A 712-nucleotide genomic window follows, 5' to 3' on the forward strand; every position below is an offset into this window, starting at 1 on the left:
GATCAGCTCATTGCGTGTTGTCATGCTCACCTGCCTCATCATCGCCCCCGCAGCTCGCCAGAGCTCGGGAGCAAATCAGATGAGGCAACGATCCAAAATCAGGGAGCAATTCAGGCGATGCAATGCGGGTGTTGGACAACAGTGTCGCCACGATCGAGCCCTGCACTGTCGGGTTCATCACCCATCAGGCTCTGCGCGACCTGTGCCGCCGCTACCCCAGGATTACAGAGGCCTTCTGGCGCAACACTCTCGTGGATGCCGCCATCTTCCGAGCTTGGATGACCAGCATCGGACAGCGCGAAGCCTATGATCGGATTGCCCATCTCCTGTGTGAGCTGCTGGTGCGCCTGCGCGCGGTCGGGCTGGCTGAGGATCACACCTGCGATCTGCCGATCACTCAGGTCGAGTTCGGCAATGCGCTCGGCATCACGACCGTTCACGTCAACCGCGTGTTTCAGGCTATGCGAGCCGATGGTCTGATCCAGACCAAGGGAACCCGGCTGACCATTCCCGATTGGGAAAGATTGAAGGAGGTCGGCGACTTCGATCCGACCTACCTGCACCTTGAGCAGGAGGATGCCACTAAGAGGCTGGTGAGCAATTTTATTACTCGCTTCAAGTGCTTGATTTGGAATAGCTTTCGTGAAGATTGATGAGGCGGATGCGGGGTGTGCAACGGTTGAGGAGCCCCGCTATGGATACTTGTCTCTAT

At 57.6% G+C, this 712-nt stretch carries 1 protein-coding gene; it reads left to right on the forward strand.

Going from position 1 to position 712, the window contains the following annotated elements:
- Window positions 1–122 precede the first annotated feature (122 nt).
- The gene (locus tag FS320_RS44570; RefSeq protein WP_244627793.1) at window positions 123–653 is read left to right on the forward strand and encodes a Crp/Fnr family transcriptional regulator; all 531 of its coding nucleotides are present in this window, start codon (window positions 123–125) and stop codon (window positions 651–653) included.
- The last annotated feature ends 59 nt before the right edge of the window (window positions 654–712 follow it).

The organism is Microvirga tunisiensis (assembly GCF_009296175.1).
GTDB classification, from domain to species: domain Bacteria; phylum Pseudomonadota; class Alphaproteobacteria; order Rhizobiales; family Beijerinckiaceae; genus Microvirga; species Microvirga tunisiensis.

Coding starts and splice junctions, on each gene's coding strand:
- FS320_RS44570 (WP_244627793.1), top strand. CDS start 123: ATGCGGGTGTTGGACAACAGTGTCGCCACGATCGAGCCCTGCACTGTC.